Raw genomic sequence first — 22,815 nt, forward strand, 5'->3', positions numbered from 1 at the left:
AGAAAAATATCAACTGATTATCAGGCAGTATGGTGAACAAACAGGTGAAATTACGTTTTAGTCGGACAATAGTGAAAGATTATACTTAGCTATAATTTCATCAACTGTTAAGGAGCAATTAGGCATAACGGATTCAGGTACTGGTTTGCCAACCTTCTCCGACACAAGGTAGCGTTTACAGCTTGTATACTTCTCTTTACCAGCTGTGCAGTAAATTTTTCGGTAGGTTTCGCCCGCATTCGGATTGAAAAAAACGTTTTTCAGGTAAATGGGGCACTTTTCCAGTTTTGGACAGTTTGATATTGTTTCCATACTTTATTTTTTTAGATATATTAAAATTAATCAATTCTTTATCAGAAAAAAAAACTTTCGTCAAAAAAATGTTTTAGAAAATCAATTTAAATGTTATCTAAATAACAACATAAAAATTGTTGTAAATGCGTTTGGAACTTATTTATTGATTTGTTGAAAATATTAAACTGAAGAACCATGAAATAACAAATTCAACAGGGTAAATTTTTAGGGGAATGAGTCGGAATGAAACGGAATGAAACGGAATGAAACGGAATGAAACGGAATGAGTAGGAATGAGTCGGAATTAATCGGAATTAATCGGAATTAATCGGAATTAATCGGAATTAATCGGAATAGGAGGAATATCTTTGAGTTAGAAGAAGATAGAGGAAGTTAGAGGATTTTTGAGGGAAAGGGAACAGTTAAATCCTGTACCTTGGATTTTCAAGCTTTTAGGGTCTAATAAAAAAAGGATGTAGTAAGACTTTAAGAGGGGATTTTTCAATTGAAAAATTCAATTGAAAAGTTTGGATTAAAATGAGGTACATTGACCTGTGTATCGAAAAATAAAAAAGCCCCGGAGTAACCCGAGGCTTTTTTGCGGTCCGGACGGGACTCGAACCCGCGACCCCATGCGTGACAGGCATGTATTCTAACCAGCTGAACTACCGGACCAATCATTTGCTTTAACTTTTCCCTTGAAAAGCGATGCAAAGGTAATACCTTGTTTTTAATCTTGCAATAGTCAGCTAAAAATTTTTTTTCTGAAAAATACTGAAATTAACACTTCCGTAAACTCGGTGTTCCAAAAAATGCTGATTATCTGCAAAATTGTACTTACTGGAATGTTCAAGAATAAACCATCCTCCATCAACAATTACTGAATGGTTAAAGATGATTTGCGGTAAGGTATCAATTCCCTGCAAATCGTAGGGGGGGTCGGCAAAAATAATATCGTACTGCCTGTTACATGACTTAATATAGCTAAAAGAATCTCCCTTAATGGGATTTAATCCAATAAGTTTAAGCTGGTTTGCAGTGTTACGGATGAATTGCCAGTGATGGAAATCCTTTTCAACTGAATCCACTAAGGCGGCTCCGCGTGAAATGAATTCGTAGCTTATACTACCTGTACCCGAAAACAAATCAAGAACCCTTAACCCCTCAAAATCGAAATGATTGGCAATTATGTTGAAGAGGCTCTCCTTGGCATAATCGGTAGTAGGACGAGCACGAAAGTTCTTTGGAGGATTAATAAGCCGTCCACGTAAACTTCCGGATACTATTCGCATGTAACACCCAAATTGAATAGCCTAAAGTACTCTGCACGGTAACGTAGAAGTCGGTATGAGAAAAATACCGGTTTATGAAAATTAGCCTGATGGGTAATAGAGTTAAAGTATTTACCAATTTCTTCGGGCAACCCTGCCATTAGCTCTCCATCGCCGGTCAGGTTAAGCTGTAAGTTATCAGTGTTATCAATAACTGACCTAGCTAATGCATTGGTGTAATAAACAACATCGGTTGTTGATTTACACAAATAGCTATTGGCCGCAAGAAGCTGACCGTTGTTGTGAAGAATTATGGCTAAATGCTGTTGGTCAATATCAACCTGTAAAAAGGGTTTAGCGGTGTAACTGTAGGGAACCTGAATAAATGACAGTAATGAATGAGTAAAGAAAGAGCCACCATGTAACGATTTCCACTCGTTAATAAACTCATGGGGTGCAGCGTATATAATTACTAGCGATAGGCTTGGCAATTCGGTAAAACCCAATTCAAAGCCATCGGGTATGGAATGAACCTGCTCAAGGAGTAATTTCGATTTACTTGGTTCAAAGAATTCATTGGGAACAATTGTAAAGTAAGGTAGGTTAAATGCAACTATAACCTTTTTAAACTCCCCCTTAAGCCAGGGTTTAGCCTCAGTTAGCTTACCAATAAAATTACGGAAATCAACACTACCGATACTAAAGCCCTGCCAACCCGTATTGAATAGTGCTATGAAAGTGTTGCGTATGGTATCCTTCACCGCATACGAAAATCCATTCAGGGATACCTGAATGGATAGTTCGTATGTAGATGTCCGATCCCTATCAAAGGTTTCGTCTATGATGTCAATTTCTTGCATTGCCAATATACTACTCCCAGTTACCGGCATTATTGGTGGCCTCGGTTAAGGAACCAACTTTTAAGCCAGGATACTTATTAAGCTTTTTAGCAAGGTCGTCCATATTAATAATTTCCTGACGATCAAGGTTCTTAAGGATAACCTTGTTTGGTGCTTTACACTCAAAAACCTTAACGCTTACACCCGATTGTGTTTTTAGCTCACCTGCTGCCAGCTCAAACTGTTCGCCACCGGTAAACGGAACAAAACGTAGCGAATCGTAAGGATACCCCTTAAGAATGGTATCGCGAACCGGAATGAGAATGGTATCGCGGAAAACTTTTTTCTGAATAACAGCAAGGGAGTCGTCCTCCGAACCAATCTGCTTAACAACCTTAATCTGACCTTCCTTCATGAAGTTGATAAGGGTATCGAAACTACCGGTGTACTTACCAAAACGCGAGCGGTAAGCATCCTGAGCAGTTCTAATACTTTTTAAACGCTCAATGGTAGCATTGTACCTACGACTTTTTTCCTTTTCAAAACGGATTGGCTCCATTATGCTCTCATACAGGAAATAACCAAGTATCGCTATGATAACTGCAAGTGCAATTTGGTAAACTGTTTTCATTTTTCGTGTTTTGGTTTATGTTTGCGTGCAAATTTAAAAACATCTGGTTAAATTCTAACTTAAATTTACAAAAAATATTGCATTGCTGTGATTAAAACACATGTTATTAAGGAAATAGTTGAGAGGTTGGGTTTTGCCCCTACAGTTGGGCAACTGGAAGCAATTAACACCTTATCGGAGTTTACTGTTCAGCCTACCGGTAATGATTGTATGTTGCTTACAGGTTACGCCGGAACCGGTAAAACATCGCTGATTGCTGCATACGTTAAGGCTTTGGATAAGTTTGGTGTAAACTACCAGCTCCTAGCTCCTACCGGAAGAGCAGCAAAAGTATTAGCTGAATACTCCGGATGTAATGCTTACACAATCCATAAAATAATTTATAGGCAACAATCCAATACCGATGGTTTTGGACGCTTTACCCTAAACTTTAACAAATCAAAAAACACCATATTTATTGTAGATGAGGCTTCGATGATATCGAACCAATCGTTCGACGATAGCGCATTTGGATCGGGCAAGCTACTTACTGACCTTATTGAGTATGTCAGAATGGGCAAGGAGTGCAAGCTGATGCTTGTGGGCGATACCGCACAGCTACCTCCGGTAGGCCTTGATATCAGCCCGGCATTGAACCCTGCTGAGTTGGAATCGTTTGGTTTAAATGTAAGGTTTGCAAAGCTCTCCGAGGTAATTAGACAGCAGTTCGATTCAGGAATTTTGCAGAATGCTACTTGGCTGAGGGAACTGGTTGACTCGTCAAAAAATGTATTCCCAAAATTCAGCACTGAATATGCCGATGTGAAAAGAATTTCAGGTGGGGAACTCCTGGAATACCTCTCCGATGAGTACAGTAAAAACGGGCGCGAAGGGAATATTGTAATTTGCTACTCGAACAAACGAGCTAATAGATATAATCAGGGAATACGGGCAAAAATTCTATTCCACGAGGAGGAACTCAGCGTGGGTGATTACCTTATGATTGCCCGGAACAACTACTACTGGGTGAGCGATAGATCAAATATTGGCTTTTTAGCCAATGGTGAAATAGTAAGGGTTAAGCGGATAGGTAAAAGAACTGAGCTTTATGGTTTCCGATTCGCTGATGTAACATTTGAGATGCTTGACTATAACAACGAAGAGTTTGATGCTAAACTAATACTAGACTCTCTATACATGGATGGCCCATCGCTGGGGAGCGAAAGCATGAAAATGCTTTACCAGGAAGTATTGGCCGATTACATGCACCTTAAAACCAAAAAGGCTCGCATGAAACAGATTCAGAACGATCCCTACTTTAACGCCATTCAAGCAAAATTCGCATATGCGGTTACCTGCCATAAAGCTCAGGGTGGACAATGGCCAACCGTTTTCGTTGACCAGGGGTTTTTCAACGATGACATGTTAACACGCGAGTACTTGCGTTGGCTTTACACTGCTTTTACAAGGGCCACCCAAAAAGTTTACCTGGTAAACTTTGACGATAAATTTTTTTAGCGAGTTAAAATTTCATAAAACAGCTCTACAACATTAACATAACCATACTCCCTTTCGTTTTGCTGTTGAATCTTTGCAGTCAATTTTAGGGAAAGAGGTATGAAGCGTGTTTTTTATGTTTTAATTACCGTACTGGCGACTTTTAATGCTGAGGTTAAAAGCCAGGAAAGTCAAAGTATTAAAACTCAACTAAAATTCGATTTTGTAAGCCGCCACCTATGGCGTGGCATGCGAAATAATACAACCCCCGCCGTACAGCCAACTATCCGATTCGATGGCAATATGTTTTTTGGTGGCTTTTGGGCCTCGTATTCCTTAGGTTCCGAAAACGTTCAGGAAATTGATATATACACCGGTTTAAAGTACAAGAATGTTGATTTTACAATTATTGATTACTACAACCCTATTGATACTGCTGGTTGGAAGGGTGACTTTTTCGAATTCAGGAATAGTAAGACCCGCCACACCCTTGATGCTATAATCACCATTAACCCAACAAGTCATTTCCCGCTATGCTTAACCCTTGCAACCATGTTTTATGGTTTTGATAAGGACTCATTAAGCAAAAAGAACCTTTACTCCACCTACCTTGAGGCGGAGTACACTTTCTTAAGAAACGATAATACTCGTATTTCATTTCATATAGGTGGAACGCCCTATAAAAGTTACTACGCCAGCAAGACTGCAATTACAAATACTGGAATAACTGTTACCAGGAATATTCACTTTAACTCAAACATAACCATTCCGGTTAAGGGAAGTTTTATTCTTAACCCCTACACACACCAAGTGTTTTTACTGGCTGCATTTACCATACAGTAAGGTTAAAGGATAAAGGATAAAGGATAAAGGTTGTCTAGTCCTGAAATAAGTCTACAGGTTAGTTAATAGATTTAAGCGACACACTGACCCGTCCCGAAAAGCATCTACCATGCATTGTTATTTAATTAACAAATGTTTAAACGAACATTTAATTAAATAAAATTTGACTTTTAATTGCATCAACCGTATATTGCAGGAAGCACAGTGCATAATATCAAAAAATCAAGAATATGAGATACAGGAGCTTAAGGACAGAAATGATGGTAAATATAGTGGGTATTACCATTGTAATAATGGCTGTGACTTTAACCGTTGTGGCTTACAAAAGTCTAAACACAGCAAAGAAAACGGCAAGGGAAACAAGCTCGTTGATTGCATCGGATATTACACGGAGTGTTGCCAGCTACCTTGAAAAACCCTTTGAAACGCTATACAATATCAATGTTACATTTAGCTCTCTTAAATTGAGCGGTATAAAAAACAGAGAAGTTTACAAGGATGTACTCAAAAAAACTCTTGACTTAAATAAGAATTATCTTGCCCTATGGGCAATGTATGAACCAAACATGCTTGATGGAAGTGATTCAAAGTATGCGGGTAAAGATGGTTATGATGAAGAGGGTAGATTTGACATCTCATTTTACAAAGCAAACAACACCATAAAAAGCGAAGCGGGCGAGGTTTCAATGTACAGCGAGGATTACTACCAGATACCCTTCACATCGGGCAATGAAACTGTGCTTGAACCGTACTTTTATACATACACCGGCGACGAAACTGGCCATAGCTACTTTGAAACCTCGGTGGCTATCCCAGTAAAAGAGTCCGGGAAAACAATAGGGGTAATTGGTTTGGATATTGACCTTTTAGAACTTTCTGAGAATATCAAGAATCAAAAGGTTTACCAAACAGGCTATATATTTATTGCATCATACGATGGGATTATAGCCGCACATCCTAATAAAGAATTAACTGGCGATACGCTTTCAAATATTCTGAACATTGGAATTGCTGAATACAAAAAAATTGTTGATAGCAATTCATTCAGCACAATAACATTGGGTAAGGGAAGCAAGCAATCGTTTGTATTTATAAACCCTATAAAGATTGGGAAAACCCTTAAGCCTTGGTCGGTAGTTGTGGTTGTGCCCGTTAATGAGGTTTACTCGGAGAGTCGAAAATTAATAATCACGATCGTTATTGTTGGCATAATTGCTATTGCGCTTCTTATTATGATAATACTATACCAAGCCGGCAATATTACTATGCCAATATTTAAAGCCGTAAAATTTGCCAACAATATAGCCAATGGCGATTTAACCCACAAGCTGGAGCACAACCGATCCGATGAGCTTGGAACACTCCAATCATCGCTCCTTCAAATGCAGCAAAAGCTAATTGAAATGGTTACAGAGTTCAAGAGCAGTAGCGGAAGTATAGCCGATGCCAGCTCACACTTAAACTCTACAGCCCAGCAGGTATCGCAAAGTGCTGAGGAGTTAGCTTCATCATCGGAAGAACTGTCGAGCACCATGGAGGAAATGGTTTCAAATATTGAGCAAAACTCCCACCATGCCATTGAGGTTGAAAAGATATCGCTTGAACTGGTAACTGATGCCCAAAAGGTGAAGGATGCCTCCGAAAGAAGTATGTCATCAATTGGTTCAATTGCCGAAAAAATTCAAATTATTAACGATATAGCATTCCAAACAAACCTGTTAGCCCTAAACGCCGCTGTTGAGGCTGCACGTGCAGGTGAACATGGGAAAGGGTTTGCAGTTGTGGCCGCTGAAGTGCGAAGGTTAGCCGAACGTAGCCGAATGGCAGCCGACGAAATTAATAGACAATCGGGTGAGAGCGTTCAAATTACAGCTAAAGCCACAGAGTTGCTAAATCAAATTATTCCAAAAATTCAGAAAACAACCGAACTGATTCAGGAAATTGCACACGCTAGTAAGGAACAGCTAACCGGCTCAGAGCAGGTTAACAATACCACACAACAGCTTAGCGGAGTTACTCAACAAAACGCCACTATTTCAGAGGAATTAGCTGCTAGTGCAGAGGAACTTGCTGCACAGGCTGAGAAATTGTTGGAGTTTGCTGAGTCGTTTAAGATTGAAACCGCTCATGGTGTTAAAAAGGATGACTCTAAACACCAAGCAATCGAAAGCGAGAAAACAACTCCAAAGCGTGAACCCAAACCAAAAACCGCTGAAAAGAAGGTAATAAAACCCCTTACAAAAAAGAAGGCTGAGGAGGCCAAGCAACCCCACAAGGGGATTGATATTAAGTTAAAACCAAGCGATGATTCGGAATACGAGAGTTTCTAACAATTGAGGGCTGCAAATGGCAACCCTCAATTACTTTACGGTTTCATCATCCCGTATTGCGATAGAATCATATCCAGATTTTCAAACTTTTTCCGGTAATCGGCAAGGGCTGCATTTATGATTTGGTGTGCCTCATCAACTCCATATACGTGGGTAATCTCGCAATCGCGGTGGGTTCCCGGTAAATCCTTGTAGGTTAGGAAGTAATGCCTCAGTCGGGTAATGATTGCCTCAGGGCATTCATCAATATTGCGGATATGCCCATAAACTGCATCATCCTTTAAAACGGCAATTATTTTATCGTCGGCCTGGTTACCGTCAATCATCCTCAACCCCCCAATGGGAATTGCGTAGGCTAATAGGTTGCCATGGGCGATGTTTTTTTCGGTTAACACGCAAATGTCAAGGGGATCGCCATCGCCGGCTAAATCGTTACGTTCGGTTTTATCGCGGGCAATTTGTGCCACATTCTCGTCGCAGAGGGTTTGTGGAATAAAACCATAAAGTGCTGGAAGCACATTTGAGTACTTTTGCGGACGATCGATACGAAGGTAACCCGATACCTTATCAACCTCATACTTAACCGTATCGGTTGTAACCATCTCAATGAAAGTTGTAACTATGCTGGGGGCATTAGGCCCAACGTCAACCCCATGCCAGGGGTGCGATTTATACCTTAGTCCCATTAGCCTGCCAATGGGATCCATAATCCTATTTGTCATTGCTTAAAAAATTTTAGCCCGCAAAGGTAATAAATGAAACGAGATTAGAAAACGTTCACCTCCCGCTCAAGCTCTATACCGAAAAGCTCCTTCACGGAATTTTGGATTGATGAGGACAATTCTAGAATTTCGGCACCAGTTGCACCTCCATGGTTTACAAGCACTAAGGCCTGCTTATGATGCACACCGCACCTACCTACTTGCTTGCCCTTCCATCCGGCTTTTTCAATAAGCCAACCAGCAGGAATTTTATAGAAACTCTCTGAAACCTGAAAACCATTTAAATCGGGATGTTCCGATTTAAGCGCATTGTATTTATCAGCATCAACAACGGGATTTTTGAAAAAGCTACCGGCATTACCTAACTCAGCCGGGTCGGGCAATTTACTTTTCCGGATGTTGATAACGGCTTTGCGTACATTTTGTACTGTAACCTCACCAAGTTTTTCAACCTCCTCTGCAAGGTTCCCATAGTTCAATACAAAACTCGGATTCCTTGAAAGCCGAAACCATACGTGGGTAATAATTACCTTCCCTTTTAGCTCCTGCTTAAAAATACTATCGCGATATCCAAAACGGCACTCAGAAGCATTGAACTCAATGAGTTTTCGAGAAGATACCTCTATGGCTTCAACCTTAACTACGGTATCCTTTACCTCAACCCCATATGCACCAATGTTCTGTATAGGCGATGCACCAACTAACCCAGGTATATGGGATAGGTTTTCAATTCCACCAAGATTGTTCTCTGCAGCAAACTCAATAAATTTATCCCACACAACACCTGCGCCAACCCTAAATACGTAGTTTTGTTCGTCGTCGGTTTGGAGTTGAACTCCTTGAATAGCCGGATTAATTACTACGCCCTCAATATTCCTTGTAAATAAAATGTTGCTACCTCCTCCTAGAACAAAGATTGGCAACTTATTGTACGACGCAAAATTTATGGCATATAGTATTTTTTCAACGGTGTTTGCCCTGGCGTAATAACTTGCCGTTACATCTATTCCAAAGGTGTTGTAAGGTTTAAGCGATATATCTTTCTTAATAACAAACATTTGGCTTTTAGTTTGCGATAACAAATATAACTTTTTTATGTAAAATCGTAAATTTTTATAGCTTTACTAATACTAAACCTTCAAAGCCATTCATTTGTTATTAAGTAAACTTCACTTATGCGAATCCAAATATTTAGCACATCATATATAGTAACCGACCAGCGGTTACAACGGGTTGCCAATTCACTAGCAGTGAATGGATATTCAGTTAAGGTATTCTGCCGCAAGCATAAAAACCTGAGCTATGAAAACAATAAAATCAATGTCAAATACATAAACCCTTTCTTTGAAAAGGGGCCTCTTTTTTATTTCTTTTACAACCTAAGAATTTTTTTACGAATACTTTTTTCGCGCTCTGACATAATTTACTCAAACGATCTTGATACCTTGCCGGGATGCGCATTTGGCTCTATAGTAAAGTGTAAGAAGTTGATTTATGATAGTCACGAACTTTTTACCGAAGTGCCAGAGCTCATTGGACGACCTATCACAAAATTCCTCTGGCGTATTCAGGAAAAAATCTTTGTTAAACGTGCAAAGGCTGTAATTACAGTTTCAGAGGGTGTAGCCAATGAGCTAAAGAAAAGGTACAACCTGAAAAACATTGAGGTAATCAGGAATGTTCCCATGCGAACTTCCACGGAAGTTTTCAAAGATAAACAACCAACAATTATATATCAAGGTGCCCTGAATATGGGAAGAGGTATTGAACTGGCCATTGAAATGATGAAACAGTTGCCTTGCTACAAGCTGATCATTGTTGGTAAAGGGGATATTGAAATAAAACTGCGCCGGCAGATGCTTGAAAGTGATCTATCTGGCAGGGTTCAGTTTTTAGGGCAACTAACACCAGAAAATTTAAGGCTTGTTACCCCTACAGCCTGGCTAGGTCTATCGCTCGAGGAGGATATGGGACTGAACTACAGGTACGCTTTGCCCAATAAACTATTTGATTATATAGCTGCACATGTGCCAGTGCTTGTAAGTGATTTACCAGAAATGAAAAGGGTAGTTGAGGAACATGGAGTTGGTATTGTTGCTCAAAGCCGGAATCCAATAGAACTTGCCAACCAGATTGCCGACTTTTTTGAGGATAAGGAGGGTTATGAAAATACTCTGAAAAATGTAAAGAAAGCGGCAGAAAAACTATGTTGGCAGAACGAGGAACCCAGGTTGCTTAACCTGATTAACTCGTTAAAAAAGGGTTAGTACTTGTTGAACGATACTATTTCGTTGAAGTCCTTACGCCGTTTCTGGCGAACTTCATCATTTGCAGGGTACCCAAGGGTAATAATTAGGGGAACCCTACGCGACTTAGGAATATCCAGCAACTTTTTCACAGCGGGCTCATCAAACCAACCCAGCATGCAGCTACCAAGGCCCTCTGCCTTGGCAGCAAGGCAAATATGCTCAGCAGCAATTCCAATATCAATGAGAGGGAATGTTTTGCCCTTTACTAAACTCCCGAAGTTAGAATTTAGATTAGCTGGCTCCATCACAATTACGATATGAACGGGAGCCTGTTTGGTAAAGTGGTTGATGCCCAATACTCTGCTTGCAGCAGCATCGGCAAGCTTATTTTTTAACTCAGGCTCATCAACTACAATAAAATGCCAGGGTTGGGCATTACATGCCGATGGTGCCAAACGGGCTGCCTCAATAATTCGAAGAATTATTTCCCTGCCAACAGGACGTGTATCGTAAGCCCTATCGCTCTGACGGTTTTGAACAAGGTTGTAAAAGTAATCGCTAGGGTTTGTAAACATCTGCTATTTGCTTTAAAACTTCGGACTCAACAGTTACTTTACCCTTGGCAGTTAATGCAAGTTGAACCATGGCTTTAGCCACATCGCTTGCATCAATGCCTCGGTATTGCCTTAATGGGCCTACAAATATAAACCTAAACGTATGAAAGAACCAAATTCCTATACTCTCACCTAGTCTATATTCATTCCGCTTACCAAGTAGGATTGATGGACGAACAATAGCAACCAGCTCAAAATCGAACTTTTTGAGTTCCTCCTCCATTTGTCCCTTTGTCCGCAGGTAAAAGTTACGTGAAATTTGATTTGCGCCAATGGATGAAATAGCAACAATTCGTTTAACTCCTGCCTGGTAAGCTTTGTGAGCAATTTCAATAACCATATCGAGATCTACAGCTTTAAAAGCCTCTTTACTGCCAGCCTTCTTCATGGTAGTTCCCAAGCATATGAAAACATCATTAGTATCCGGCTCAATTGAGATATTCGCTCCAAACTCAACAAATTTGACCTTTTGGAATGGATTTGATTGGTTTAAATTCCTTCGGTAGGCAACTATCTCATGATAATTTCTATTCTCATCGAGCACACGGAGCAGGTTATAACCAACTAGACCAGTGCTTCCAAATACAGCGGCTTTTCGTTCCATAACAGTTTTTTAAAAAGTAACAAACAAACCACTAAAAGGTTATTCTGTATTGGGGTATAACCATTATTCCAAGCTGATAGACCCACTGCGATTCGCCTGTGCGAGTATTAAACCTATCGCCATAGATGTTCTTATTGTTAAACAAATTTGTAACCTCAATTGCCCATTCCTGGGTAAATCCTAACTTGTTCAACTTGTACCTAATAGTCAAATCGGTTTTAAAATAATCGCGAAGTTGTAATTCATAAGCCTTACTTGTATCCCATTCCCTGGAATACCTGTTCTCAGTAGGGATGTAAACAGTTGTCCAAGGAGTAGCTCGCTTTCCACCACTGTATGACACCTTGGCATCAAAACTAAAAGTCTTCTTTGACTTTTTGCTATTGGACAGATTAAACTCCTTACCAAATAGAGCATTTGTAATGTAGTGGTGGTTAAATGCAGTGCTGTGGGTAATACCATCGCTACCCTGATACTGTGAATTAAAAAGTGATGCAGTTAATAGGTAATAGTAGCCCTTGTTTAGGAATCGCTCCAATGTTAACTCAACGCCATAGTTTTGTCCATTGCCACCGTTCTTAACATAGTCCGGTAACTCCAGAACAAAACTTGCACCCTGGTTTAACAGCGAGTATGAATTAGATTCAGCCGCATCTACAGCAGCATCAAAAATATACTGGTAGTAAACCTCCGCTTTAAGCCGGGTATGCGAGGCTAGTAACCAATCGTAACCTGCAACAAAATGGTGGCTACGAACAAAGCCCAAATCCTTGTTTGGCTGGATATAAGAGTCGTCGATAAGTCGTACACGCCCCAGCACAATGGGTAACGACACAACCTGACTATGTAACCCATACCCTAGATTAATTGAACTATTGGACGATATTGCCCACTTAATGGCAATGCGAGGCTCAACAGACCATTCCCTGTTCAGGAAAAAGTACATGGCATGTATACCAGTATTGAACGTAAGCGTGTTGGTTGGGCGATACTGCCAATTAATATAAGGCTGTGTTAACAATGCATCACCCACATCGTTCCTTAGAATAAGGAATGCGTTATCGTTCTTTTTAAAAACGCTATCATAATAGTTAAATGCTAGCAACTTGGCTATTAACCCTATTTTTATTTGGCTTTTTGTTGATAACCGCTTATTAAATGACAGGTTTCCTGATATTGTGCTCTCAATAAAATTATTGCGGTAGTATGGAAATTTCTGTAATAAATCGGTTGAAAGCGAGTCCATTACCGTTTTAAACTGGTGAGCGCTAACTGCAATCGAAAGTTTTGTGTAAGTACTCTGATTTACCATGTATGAATGGTTTAACCCCACAACACCCATATTGGAACCATTAGTTAGGTCAAACCCTTCGCCACCATAAAAATCGATTTTATCTTTAAGGGTATCCCTACGGCTATCCCAAATTTCAATATCGCTTAATCCGCCTAATCCAAACAAGGAGATATTTCCAAGCTTAGTTCGGGGGAAATTTATTTTAAAAGATATGTCCTGGTAATAAGGCACACCCACTGTTCCCAGATCCATTCCTAGCTTATCAAAAACACCAAGGGTTGAGTACCTGTAATTAACAATGAACGAGGAACCATTACTTTTAGCAATCGGCCCCTCAGCTCCAAACTCAAAACCATTAAAACCTATTTGACCCAAAAACTCATACTTTTCGTTGTTTCCGCTACGCATCTTCAAGTCAAATGCACCCGAAATGGCATTACCATACTCTGCCGAAAATGCCCCTGAAATAAAGTCGGAGTTTTCCAAAAGATTACTGTTAAGCATACAAACAGGCCCACCTGTGGTTCCAGTTGCTCCCCAATGGTTAGGGTTAGGAATATCAACACCCTCAAGCCGCCAGAGCAACCCCATGGGGCTATTACCCCTGATTATAATATCGTTACGGGAATCGTCAACTCCTAAAACGCCAGCATAGTTTGCAGCCATACGAGCTACATCGGCTCGGCTACCGGCATAACGCTCAGTTTCCTCAACTGTAAAACTCCTTGCACTAACCAGCGAAAACCTGTTTACTGGTTTTTCCTTTTGCGCATCGGCTTTCACAACCACTTCACCCAATGGAATGGCAAGCTCATCAAGCTGAACATTTACAACTAGTTCCTTTCCACTGGTTAAATTCAAGTTGGATATAACTGCATCGGCATAACCAATATACGAAACCTTAAGGCTAAGCCTTCCAATAGGGATATTGTCAAACCTGAACCTCCCAATTTCATTGGTAATGGTACCCAGTACTGGTGTGGTATTGAGAATTACCACTGTTGCACCAGGCAGTGTTAAACCTGTATTTTTATCGGTTACCTCACCTCGAACAGTTTGAGTTAACTCTTGAGCATTAATATGGCTAGCAAGAACAATAAAACATATGCCGATTAAATATCTACTTTTCATTGAAAAATTATTTGGAAAACAATGCTTTGTATTTTCAAAATTCATACCAAATAAAAGATTGACTTATAGTAATTTATATTAGCCTAAAAAAGTTATTAACATTTCTTTAAAAAGGAGAAATTATTGTTGACTTTGTTTTGTAATGAAATTAACTTGTGCAAGTTAACTCAAAAACAAATAACCATGAGAAAAATTTTTATTCTATCATTAACATTACTGATTCTTGGAGTTGTTTCCTGTCAAAAGGAAGAAATTACTCCCAGTGTTACCACTGATCAGGATGTAATTGTTTTAAAGAATGGCGATATTATTCCGGGTAAATTTATAGTAGTATTTAAGCCAGACACATTTAAGGCTTCAATAAATCTACCCTTTGAAGAGAGTCAACTTCAGGCACAGAAGTATGTTACATCGTTTATTAGCGATTTTGGTATTCCTGTAAAACAAATTGATCAAGTATACGGAGCAGCCATATCGGGTTTTTCTGCTGAATTAAGCGAACTGCAAGTAAATATGCTTTTAAACGATAAGAGGGTTGCCTACATTGAGCCCGACAGATGGATTGTTCTTGACTATAAGGTTGAAGAAACCAGCGATGCGGCAAAAGCTCAAACAATTCCCTGGGGAATTACCCGGATTGGAGGTGCCGTTAACTATACCGGAACAAACGTAGCATGGATAATTGATACTGGAATAGACCTTGATCACCCCGATCTAAATGTAAATGTTGCTAAAAGCAAAAACTTTGTGTCAACTGCCAAAAGCCCTGATGATGATAATGGACATGGCTCACATGTTGCAGGAACAGTTGCTGCCAAAAATAATGATATTGGTGTAATTGGTGTTGCTGCAGGTGCACCGGTAGTAGCAGTAAAAGTGCTTGACCGCAGGGGCAGTGGAGCATATTCAACCATTATTTCAGGTGTTAACTATGTAGCAAGCGCTGGTGTTGCAGGCGATGTTGCCAACATGAGCCTAGGTGGCCCTATTTACCAAGCACTTGACGATGCCGTTCTTGCAGCTTCAAATAAAGGAATTAAGTTCTGTTTAGCAGCTGGAAACGAAAGCACCGATGCTAATAATAGTTCCCCTGCAAGGGTTAATGGAACTTATATTTATACCATCTCTGCTATGGACAGTGCCGATAAGTTTGCATCGTTTTCTAATTATGGTAATCCTCCCGTTGATTACTGTGCTCCTGGAGTAAGTATTTACTCTACCTATAAGAGCGGTAAGTATGCCACATTGAGTGGAACTTCAATGGCCTCACCACATGCCTGTGGGGTAGTTTTACTTGGGGCTCCAAAAACAGATGGTTACGTTCTAAACGATCCTGATGGAAAGCCTGATCCAATTATTCACAGATAAACTGTGATAAATGAAAAAGGGCGCTTGTGCGCCCTTTTTCATTTTTAATATCCTGCTGCCTGCCCATCCTTTCGGGATTCAGAGGCTCCAATATAAACCCCATTTTTTTCATCGAACATAATTGCCTGGTATCCCCCGTAACCATCCAAACTAAACCCAATTCTGTGCCCCTTAGCCAATAATTTTCTAATTTCCTGGTAATTGAACCCGGATTCAAGGTAAACCATTCCTCCATCGGTCATTCGTTCGCCAGTGGGCTCTGAACTGCCTTCGTGCTGTATACGTGGCGCGTCTCCTGCTTCCTGCAAATTCATTCCAAAGTCTATTAAATTTACAATAATCTGGGCATGCCCTTGGGGTTGCATTCCACCACCCATTACTCCAAAACTAACCCATGGTTTACCATCCTTGGTAATAAAGCCAGGTATTATGGTATGAAACGGCCTTTTGCCGGGAGCATAAACATTTGGGTGTCCCTCCTCCAGGCTGAAAAGTTCTCCCCTATCCTGTAGTACAAAACCTAAACCAGTTGGTGTCATTCCGGAACCCATTCCACGGTAATTACTCTGAATGAGCGAAACCATATTTCCCTCCCTATCGGCAACAGTCAAATAGACGGTATTGCCGGTTTGCAATATGCCCGCATCGTATGTTCTGGCAGCACGGTTTAAATCGATTAGTTTCACCCTTTCCCTTGCATACTCTTTTGAAATCAATATTTCATAAGGGATTTTAACAAAATCAGGGTCAGCATAGTATCGAGCCCTATCCTCAAAGGCAAGTTTTTTAGCCTCAATGAACAGATGCATGTATTCTGCGCTCCCAAACCCCATCGATTTTATATCGAACTGTTCCAGTATGTTTAGAATTTGTAGAGTAGCTATACCCTGGCCATTGGGAGGTAATTCCCACACATCGTAACCCCTATACGACGATGACACAGGCTCAACCCACTCCGACTTATGCATAGCCAAATCGTTGTAGCTTAGAAAGCCACCGTTTCGTTTCATATAATCGTCAATTGCACGAGCAATTGAACCTTTATAAAATTCATCGCGGCCTTTTTGGGCAATAAGTTCGTAGGTATTGGCTAAGTAGGGGTTTCGAAATATTTCACCTTTGGAAGGGGCTTTACCGTTGGGCATGTAAACATCGGCAAAACCCTCGTATTGTTTTAAGCGCATTGCATTGCGCTGCCAGTAGTATGCAATAAGTTCGGAAACCGGAAAACCCTCGCGAGCGTATGAAATGGCAGGAGATAGTATTTTTTGCATTGGCAACCGGCCAAACCTCTTATGTAACTCAAACCAGCCATCCACACAGCCGGGAACCGATACCGGTAGCGGTCCTAAAGCTGGAATATGAGTAATTCCATTCTTTTTAAAGTATTCAAGGGTTAGCGACATTGGTGAACGGCCACTGGCATTAAGGCCATAAAGCTTTTTTGTTTTTGCATCCCATACAATGGCAAATAAATCGCCACCAATTCCACTGCCAGTAGGTTCCACCAATCCTAGCATAGCATTGGCTGCTATAGCAGCATCAACAGCAGTGCCCCCCTGCTTCAGAATATCAATGGCAACCTGTGTTGCCAAGGGCTGGCTTGTACAAGCCATACCATTACGGGCTATAACCTCGGAACGTGTTGCAAAGTTTAACCCAGTCATCCTATCCTGAGAAAACAGGGTTAAGGTTATACCCGTGAGCAATAAAATTGAACTAAGAATTTTTTTTTCCATATCAAAATGATTTAAAAAGGCCAACCGTTTTTTTTCGATTGGCCTTTAAATATTAGTAACCGAATATTTGCTCCAATGTTACCTTTGTTACAGGCCCATAAAGTTTTTCCAGTTCCTGGAAATTCATGTCGGCCTCCTTACCCAAAATAATGTAAGTTTTAGGTTTCCCTTTTACGAATTGTTCCTGGAATTTTTTAACATCGTCAAAGGTATAAGTAGGTATTTGTGAATACAGTTTCTTGCGAATATCTTCGTTCCAACCCATTCGTTTGGCATTCAGGTAGCTGTAAAGTACTCGCATGTTTCTTATCCGGTTGTTTCGGATATCGGAAATCAAAGCCTCCTTGGAAAGATTGAAGCCTATAGTATTTTCCGGCATAGCGTTGAACAGTTCGTTAAAGGCGTTGAAGGCATCAACTACCTTATCGTTTTGAGTTGCAATGTAACTCATATTTATGAAGTAATCGTCAGGTCTTGAGGGAATGGTGTACCTTGAACGGGCCGTGTAGGCTAGGCCACGCTTTTCGCGCATTTCTTGGAAAACAATGGCATTCATGCCTCCACCAAAATACTCGTTGTACAAAGTAATAATGGGATAAAGGTTATCGTCGTACTTTTGTCCCCTGCTTAAAGTTTGTAGGTACGATTGCTTTGCATCGTAATGGGCAAAAAGCACTCTTTCGGATGTTGTTTCAAGGGGTTCAAACCTTTTATTTTCCGGTGTTGGAATGAATTTTTTGGGTAAACGGTGCTCCTTGCTAAGCATAACCTTTAAATCTTTCGATGCTAATGGGCCATAGTAAAGCACTGTATGGCGGTAGGAACTTAAACTCTTGATTATACTAATTAGATCGTTGGCTTTTAGCTCATTAAGTTCTTTATCGCTCAGTATAAATTTTTGGGGATTGTTATCTCCATAGGTAGCGTAGCTAACCAATGCACTAAATACTGCCGATTGGTTACGTTTAGCATCGTTACGGGCTTTTATCTGGTTGGCAATATAGGCCTTTAGGGCTGACTCGTCGGGTTGACAATCGTTAAGTAGTGATTCCATTAGGTTTAAGGCCTTGGCGGCATTTTCGCTTAAACCAGAAAGAGTAATGTAAGTATCTTCATCGTTAACATTAATGTTGAAGGTGCATGCCAATCGATAAAACTCCTGGCTAACCTCCTCCGCACTCAACTTTGAGGTTCCCAGTAGCTGTATGTAATCAGCTGCATGGGTCAGTGCCGGATTACTTAAGCTACCAAACGGATAGTAGTAGACCAGGTTAAATGTCCCATTCTCAGTGTTCTGCTTGTAAAGAACTTCGATATTTTTATTAAGCTTAATTTTGGTAATATCCTTATTATAGTCAATAAACACTGGTTCAACAGGTGTTACCTTTGTTTCCTTTACTTTCTTTAGAAAATCGGATTCAACATCGCGGTTAATATGAATTGGAGTAATTGGGGGCTTAGCAACCTTTGCCACATCCTGGGGTTTACCCTGACGTTTATAAACCACAACATAGTTATCCCCCAGGTAATCGTTAGCAAATTTTACAACATCATCCTTGCTAATTTTTTGTAACCGTTCAATGCTATTTACCACATTTTCCCATTCAATACCATTAAGGAAAGCATTCATCATCAACCGGGCACGGCTCGATGCAGATTCAAGAGCGTTCATCCTGTTCAACTTATAGTTGTTGATTGCTGCCTCAAGCATCCAGTCAGGAAACTCTCCCTTTTTCAATAACTCAACCTGCTTTAATAGCAGATCCTTTACCTCTTCCAGTGACTGTCCCTTCTTATTTCGGCCGCCAAGCTGTAGAATTGAATAATCAGTCATCACTCTTGCTGATGCATAAGCCCTGAGTGCAAGCTGTTTTTTATTGATATTTAAATCGATAAGACCCGCTTTAGTGTTATAAAGAATGGAGTTAATAAGCGATAGCATATCGGCATCGGCCGAGGTTGCACCGGCAAAACGGAATCCAATGGATACGTTCTCAGCCTCCAAGCCAACAACCTCATATTCCTTGGGTTGAATAATTGGCTCCTCAGGAACAATACTAAACTCAGGCAAGGGTTTTGCCTTAAGGGTTCCAAAGTACTTATCCACTACCTTTATTGCCTCGTCGGGGTTAAAATCGCCAGCAAGGATAACTGCCATGTTATTGGGAACATAATACTTGTCAAAGAACTCACGGATATTTTTCATTGAGGGATTCTTGAGATGCTCAGCCTCACCAAGTGTAGTTTGCTGCCCATAGGGGTGATTGGGGAATAGACCACGCAACAGAGCCTCACCAGCTTTACGGGTATCGTTGGTTAACGACATGTTTTTTTCCTCGTAAACAGTTTCAAGTTCAGTGTGGAAAAGCCTGAGCACCGGATGGCTGAAACGGTTAGCCTGAATCATTGCCCAATTTTCAAGCTGATTGCTTGGGATATTCTCTATGTAAATGGTGTAGTCGTTTGATGTTGCAGCATTTGTCCCTGTTGATCCAATGGCAGTCATAAGCTTATCGTACTCATTTGGAATGGCAAGCTTTGATGCCTCAAAGGAGATGCTATCAATTTTATGGTAAATCGCAGCACGCTTGAGCGAATCGGTCTCGTTACGGTAAACCTCAAACAATTGCTCAATGGTATTGATCATCTCTTTCTCTTTTTCCCAGTTGAGCGTACCAAAATCGGGAGTTCCCTTGAACATCATATGCTCAAAGTAATGGGCTAAACCCGTGGTTTCTTTGGGATCGTTTTTACTCCCCACTCTAACGGCAACAAATGTTTGGATGCGGGGCTCATCCTTGGTTACTGACATTAACACCTTTAACCCGTTATCAAGGGTATAAATTCTTACACCCATTGGGTCGTTTGGAACAGTTTCGTACTTATACTGCTGTGCAAGGGCGTTAACAGTAAAAACCGTAACTGCAAAGAGCAGTAACTGAATTTTTTTCAGTATTTGTTTCATAGCTTTTGTTGATTTAGGTTTTGATTTTGACTAATAAAAAAATTCAAAGTTTAACACCCCTGTTTTTTAAACTTAGAAATTGTATTTTTATCAAAAAAGATATATGTTTATCAAAAAAATTTAAGTCCCATGAAACGTAAGCTAAAGATAAGGCAGAAAATTTTACTCTACATCCTAACGGTAACTGCAATTCTTTACGTTGCCTCCGTAGGTTACATCCTTTGGCAGTCGAGGGCAAATATTTATAGCGATGCCATTGAAAAAACCCAACTAACCGCAAAAGTATCGGCAAAAGAGGTAGGAGCAATATTTGAAAAGGAGTTATCGCTTGTCAGAACCCTTTCTCAGGCCTTTACAGTGTATAAAAATATGCCACATGAACAGTGGAAAAAGCTTTTTCTTGACATGTACATCCCTGTTTTAAGGGAAAACCCTGAAATTTACTCAATATGGGATAGCTGGGAGTACAAATCGTTTGTGCCGGGTTACGATAAGGATTACGGACGGTTTGTTATCACCACTTGGCGTGAAGGAAACGAGATAAAATGGCTATACGATGAGCGTAGCATAAATGGCGATCCTCCTATTTATGGTAAATACAAAAAGCTGGGGCAAGAAGCAATTTGGGAACCCTACGTTGACCAGGTTACTACCGGAAAAGCCGATATTAAACTGATGATTACCTACTACTCCCCCATTTACATCAACAACGCTTTCAGCGGGATAGTGGCCAGTGATGTTAGCCTGGAAAGTCTCCAGGAGATGGTATCGAAAATTAAACCTGTAAAAGGAAGTTTTGCGTACCTAATTTCAAACGAAGGAATAATTGCCGCACATCCTAGCAAAGACTTTATCAATAAAAAAATTGATGAAGCATTCAAAATTGATAACGAAAAAGAAAAGATTGCAGAAAGAATAGCCAAGGGCGAAGAATTCTACTACACAAAAACCGACGAAACAGGCAAACAGCTACTTATTTGCCATTCACCAATAATTGCTGGCAAAACAAAAACTCCATGGTCATTAGCCCTATCGGTACCAGTTGATGTAATAATGGCTAATGCCAAGAAAACCCTTTACGTTTCGCTATTTGTTAGCATTGCAGGCTTGCTTGTAATGGTGCTGGTATTGCTTTTTGTGTCCGACAACCTAACTAAACCCATAAAGCGCATTACCGATATCCTGAAACGAATGGCCAGGGGCGAAGTATCGGATGAGCTAAAGGTTGACCTCAATACTGGTGATGAAATTGAAGAGATGGCGTTAGCGCTTAACACCACAATTGATGGTATTGGTCATAAAACAACCTTTGCCAACGAGATTGGTAAAGGAAACTATACAACCTACCTAGAGCTACTCAGCGATAAGGATGTGCTTGGAAAATCGTTAATACACATGCGCGACAGCCTTAAAAAGGCAGCCGAGGATGAGGAGAAGCGTAAGATTGACGATCAAAAACGTTCCTGGGCAAATGAGGGTTACGCAAAATTTGGTGAGATACTCCGCCAAAACAACAACGACCTGCAAAAACTTTGCGATAGCGTAATTGCCGCATTGGTTAAGTATGTAGGAGCTAACCAGGGGGGGATTTTCCTCTGGAACGATGAGGACAAAACCAACCAATACTTTGAGCTGGTTTCAGCTTTTGCATGGGATAGGAAAAAGTATTTAACCAAACAAATTGAGAAAGGCGAAGGGCTTGTTGGCGCCTGCGCCATGGAAAAGGAAACCATTTTCATGACCGATGTACCTGACGATTACGTTAACATCACATCAGGTTTGGGCGACGCAAATCCCCGATGCGTGATTCTTGTACCCCTTAAACATGAAGATGAAGTTCTAGGCGTGATTGAAATGGCCTCGTTCAAGGTGCTAGAAAAGCACGAAATTGAATTTATTGAAAAGATTGCTGAAAGCATTGCCTCAACCATCCTTTCGGTTAAAATAAATGCACGTACTAAGATGTTACTGGAGCAATCGCAAATGCAAGCCGAAGAGATGAAGGCTCAGGAAGAGGAAATGCGCCAGAATATGGAAGAATTACAGGCCACCCAGGAGGAAGTTGAACGCAAATCGGCTGAAATTGAGGAGTTTATCAAATCAATTCAAAGTTCTGCTTACGTTATTGAGTACGACCTTAACGGCAATATTCTGAATGTAAACGATTCCTTCATCCAGTTTGTTGGGGTTCCCCGTGAACAGCTAATTGGTAGCCACCATAGCGATAACCTTGAGCTTTCCGATGTACAAAAGAAGGAGTATGGAACATTCTGGGATAACCTTAAAGCCGGTATTAGCAAAAAGGTTAAATCGACAATTACCTGGAAAGGCAAAACATACCATTTCCTTGAAACCTATATCCCTGTAAAGGATAGCGAAGGAAGAGTTTACAAGATTATGAAACTTGCCTTTGAGGATGGTGAGTTCAAGTAGAAAAAAAGCGGC

17 protein-coding genes and 1 tRNA gene are annotated in these 22,815 nt (G+C 40.5%); 6 read left to right on the top strand and 12 right to left on the bottom strand.

Features of this window, described 5'->3' with window-relative positions:
• Window positions 1-57: 57 nt before the first annotated feature.
• The 5 genes from WHS63_RS11235 to WHS63_RS11255 form a co-directional block, all read right to left on the bottom strand.
• Window positions 58-312: a hypothetical protein gene (locus WHS63_RS11235; protein ID WP_445205187.1), complete on the bottom strand. Its 255-nt coding sequence runs from the start codon at window positions 310-312 to the stop codon at window positions 58-60.
• Window positions 313-895: 583 nt separating this feature from the next.
• A tRNA-Asp gene (locus tag WHS63_RS11240) sits at window positions 896-969 on the bottom strand.
• A 74-nt stretch (window positions 970-1,043) separates the two neighbouring features.
• On the bottom strand, window positions 1,044-1,586 hold the full coding sequence (locus WHS63_RS11245; RefSeq protein WP_445205188.1) for an RsmD family RNA methyltransferase: 543 nt from the start codon (window positions 1,584-1,586) through the stop codon (window positions 1,044-1,046).
• On the bottom strand, window positions 1,577-2,425 hold the full coding sequence (locus WHS63_RS11250; protein WP_445205189.1) for a DUF3822 family protein: 849 nt from the start codon (window positions 2,423-2,425) through the stop codon (window positions 1,577-1,579). Before WHS63_RS11250 ends, WHS63_RS11245 begins: the two co-directional genes overlap by 10 nt.
• 10 nt (window positions 2,426-2,435) lie before the next feature.
• On the bottom strand, window positions 2,436-3,035 hold the full coding sequence (locus WHS63_RS11255; protein ID WP_445205190.1) for a hypothetical protein: 600 nt from the start codon (window positions 3,033-3,035) through the stop codon (window positions 2,436-2,438).
• 87 nt (window positions 3,036-3,122) lie between these two features.
• On the opposite strand from WHS63_RS11255, the gene WHS63_RS11260 reads away from it, so the two are divergent.
• The 3 genes from WHS63_RS11260 to WHS63_RS11270 all read left to right on the top strand — a co-directional run bounded on the left by WHS63_RS11260 (window position 3,123) and on the right by WHS63_RS11270 (window position 7,684).
• On the top strand, window positions 3,123-4,532 hold the full coding sequence (locus WHS63_RS11260) for an ATP-dependent DNA helicase (protein ID WP_445205191.1): 1,410 nt from the start codon (window positions 3,123-3,125) through the stop codon (window positions 4,530-4,532).
• Window positions 4,533-4,631: 99 nt separating this feature from the next.
• Entirely contained in the window at window positions 4,632-5,354 is a 723-nt protein-coding gene (locus WHS63_RS11265; protein ID WP_445205192.1) for a hypothetical protein, read from the top strand.
• Window positions 5,355-5,584: 230 nt separating this feature from the next.
• Complete coding sequence (locus WHS63_RS11270; RefSeq protein ID WP_445205193.1) at window positions 5,585-7,684, top strand: methyl-accepting chemotaxis protein; 2,100 nt, start codon at window positions 5,585-5,587, stop codon at window positions 7,682-7,684.
• Between the two features lie 35 nt (window positions 7,685-7,719).
• Here the strand turns inward: WHS63_RS11270 and WHS63_RS11275 are convergent, their stop codons facing one another.
• A complete protein-coding gene (locus tag WHS63_RS11275; RefSeq protein ID WP_445205194.1) occupies window positions 7,720-8,406 on the bottom strand; it encodes an inorganic pyrophosphatase in 687 nt (228 codons plus the stop codon).
• Between the two features lie 44 nt (window positions 8,407-8,450).
• Window positions 8,451-9,464: a UDP-N-acetylmuramate dehydrogenase gene (murB, locus tag WHS63_RS11280; protein WP_445205195.1), complete on the bottom strand. Its 1,014-nt coding sequence runs from the start codon at window positions 9,462-9,464 to the stop codon at window positions 8,451-8,453.
• A 117-nt stretch (window positions 9,465-9,581) separates the two neighbouring features.
• Between murB and WHS63_RS11285 the strand changes: the two genes are divergently transcribed.
• Window positions 9,582-10,673, top strand: coding sequence for a glycosyltransferase (locus tag WHS63_RS11285; RefSeq protein WP_445205196.1), 1,092 nt, complete (start codon window positions 9,582-9,584; stop codon window positions 10,671-10,673).
• Here WHS63_RS11285 and WHS63_RS11290 read toward each other — a convergent pair.
• The 3 genes from WHS63_RS11290 to WHS63_RS11300 are packed head-to-tail and all read right to left on the bottom strand — an operon-like array spanning window position 10,670 to window position 14,298.
• Complete coding sequence (locus WHS63_RS11290; protein ID WP_445205197.1) at window positions 10,670-11,230, bottom strand: nitroreductase family protein; 561 nt, start codon at window positions 11,228-11,230, stop codon at window positions 10,670-10,672. The genes WHS63_RS11285 and WHS63_RS11290 overlap by 4 nt on opposite strands.
• Entirely contained in the window at window positions 11,214-11,873 is a 660-nt protein-coding gene (locus tag WHS63_RS11295; protein ID WP_445205198.1) for an NAD(P)H-binding protein, read from the bottom strand. Before WHS63_RS11295 ends, WHS63_RS11290 begins: the two co-directional genes overlap by 17 nt.
• A gap of 31 nt (window positions 11,874-11,904) precedes the next feature.
• On the bottom strand, window positions 11,905-14,298 hold the full coding sequence (locus WHS63_RS11300; RefSeq protein WP_445205199.1) for a TonB-dependent receptor: 2,394 nt from the start codon (window positions 14,296-14,298) through the stop codon (window positions 11,905-11,907).
• Between the two features lie 183 nt (window positions 14,299-14,481).
• Here WHS63_RS11300 and WHS63_RS11305 point away from each other — a divergent pair, with 183 nt between their 5' ends.
• Window positions 14,482-15,666, top strand: a complete 1,185-nt coding sequence (locus WHS63_RS11305) for a S8 family serine peptidase (protein ID WP_445205200.1) — start codon at window positions 14,482-14,484, stop codon at window positions 15,664-15,666.
• A 44-nt stretch (window positions 15,667-15,710) separates the two neighbouring features.
• On the opposite strand, the gene ggt is transcribed toward WHS63_RS11305, so the two are convergent.
• Window positions 15,711-17,405, bottom strand: coding sequence for a gamma-glutamyltransferase (ggt, locus tag WHS63_RS11310; protein ID WP_445205201.1), 1,695 nt, complete (start codon window positions 17,403-17,405; stop codon window positions 15,711-15,713).
• A gap of 52 nt (window positions 17,406-17,457) precedes the next feature.
• Window positions 17,458-20,370 carry a M16 family metallopeptidase gene (locus WHS63_RS11315; protein WP_445205202.1) on the bottom strand — a complete coding sequence of 971 codons (2,913 nt, stop codon included), beginning with the start codon at window positions 20,368-20,370 and terminating at the stop codon, window positions 17,458-17,460.
• Between the two features lie 129 nt (window positions 20,371-20,499).
• Here WHS63_RS11315 and WHS63_RS11320 point away from each other — a divergent pair, with 129 nt between their 5' ends.
• Complete coding sequence (locus WHS63_RS11320) at window positions 20,500-22,803, top strand: GAF domain-containing protein (RefSeq protein WP_445205203.1); 2,304 nt, start codon at window positions 20,500-20,502, stop codon at window positions 22,801-22,803.
• Window positions 22,804-22,815 lie beyond the last annotated feature (12 nt).

It is taken from the genome of Tenuifilum sp., from assembly GCF_037481895.1.
Classification (GTDB): Bacteria; Bacteroidota; Bacteroidia; order Bacteroidales; family Tenuifilaceae; genus Tenuifilum; species Tenuifilum osseticum.

Coding starts and splice junctions, on each gene's coding strand:
- murB (WP_445205195.1), bottom strand. CDS start 9,464: ATGTTTGTTATTAAGAAAGATATATCGCTTAAACCTTACAACACCTTT.
- WHS63_RS11275 (WP_445205194.1), bottom strand. CDS start 8,406: ATGACAAATAGGATTATGGATCCCATTGGCAGGCTAATGGGACTAAGG.
- WHS63_RS11250 (WP_445205189.1), bottom strand. CDS start 2,425: ATGCAAGAAATTGACATCATAGACGAAACCTTTGATAGGGATCGGACA.
- ggt (WP_445205201.1), bottom strand. CDS start 17,405: ATGGAAAAAAAAATTCTTAGTTCAATTTTATTGCTCACGGGTATAACC.
- WHS63_RS11235 (WP_445205187.1), bottom strand. CDS start 312: ATGGAAACAATATCAAACTGTCCAAAACTGGAAAAGTGCCCCATTTAC.
- WHS63_RS11305 (WP_445205200.1), top strand. CDS start 14,482: ATGAGAAAAATTTTTATTCTATCATTAACATTACTGATTCTTGGAGTT.
- WHS63_RS11320 (WP_445205203.1), top strand. CDS start 20,500: ATGAAACGTAAGCTAAAGATAAGGCAGAAAATTTTACTCTACATCCTA.
- WHS63_RS11245 (WP_445205188.1), bottom strand. CDS start 1,586: ATGCGAATAGTATCCGGAAGTTTACGTGGACGGCTTATTAATCCTCCA.
- WHS63_RS11270 (WP_445205193.1), top strand. CDS start 5,585: ATGAGATACAGGAGCTTAAGGACAGAAATGATGGTAAATATAGTGGGT.
- WHS63_RS11290 (WP_445205197.1), bottom strand. CDS start 11,230: ATGTTTACAAACCCTAGCGATTACTTTTACAACCTTGTTCAAAACCGT.
- WHS63_RS11265 (WP_445205192.1), top strand. CDS start 4,632: ATGAAGCGTGTTTTTTATGTTTTAATTACCGTACTGGCGACTTTTAAT.
- WHS63_RS11315 (WP_445205202.1), bottom strand. CDS start 20,370: ATGAAACAAATACTGAAAAAAATTCAGTTACTGCTCTTTGCAGTTACG.
- WHS63_RS11285 (WP_445205196.1), top strand. CDS start 9,582: ATGCGAATCCAAATATTTAGCACATCATATATAGTAACCGACCAGCGG.
- WHS63_RS11255 (WP_445205190.1), bottom strand. CDS start 3,035: ATGAAAACAGTTTACCAAATTGCACTTGCAGTTATCATAGCGATACTT.
- WHS63_RS11300 (WP_445205199.1), bottom strand. CDS start 14,298: ATGAAAAGTAGATATTTAATCGGCATATGTTTTATTGTTCTTGCTAGC.
- WHS63_RS11295 (WP_445205198.1), bottom strand. CDS start 11,873: ATGGAACGAAAAGCCGCTGTATTTGGAAGCACTGGTCTAGTTGGTTAT.